The organism is Paraburkholderia sp. EG304, assembly GCF_046543485.1.
GTDB lineage: Bacteria > Pseudomonadota > Gammaproteobacteria > Burkholderiales > Burkholderiaceae > Paraburkholderia > Paraburkholderia youngii.
Genome location: NZ_JBKGUA010000333.1, coordinates 1 through 461, shown reverse-complemented (window position 1 = coordinate 461; position 461 = coordinate 1). Strand labels below are relative to the sequence as shown.

The window sequence follows — 461 nt, the reverse complement described above, 5'->3', positions numbered from 1 at the left end:
GTCTACTCTCAGGCCAAACTTAATGCCGTGGCAAGAAGGCTGAATGAGCGTCCAAGGAAGACACTGAATTACGAAACGCCGGCTGAACGGTTCCAGCAAACTATTGCATCGACCGGTTGAATCCGCCATGCAGAACCGGCCATTTCTTTTTAATGGGCCATTGACTGCTAAGGCCGAGGTCCGAAAAGAGATCTGCCGTCAGATTTCTGAGGGGAGCAGTCGTTTGAGCGTCAGCTTCGAAGATGGAACTGCCGGCGGCTTCTGGCCGGCTAGCGCCCGACGACCAAGCCTGGCGATCGCCGCGGGCGCGGCTTTTCATGCAAGCGGCATAGAGCGACCGAGGCTGTGTGGAAACGCGAAATGCAGGTTCGACGTGCGACGAATCTGCAGCAGAGAGTATAGAGCCGCATTGCGCTCTCGCAATCAATCAGTCGAGTGGAGAGCGCTGGGTGGCACCGTTG

General features: G+C 56.8%; 1 pseudogene. It reads left to right on the top strand.

Annotation, left to right across the window (positions count from 1 at the left end):
* Positions 1-120: pseudogene (locus ACLFKU_RS44145) on the top strand (IS30 family transposase); the annotation flags it as partial.
* Between the last annotated feature and the right edge of the window lie 341 nt (positions 121-461).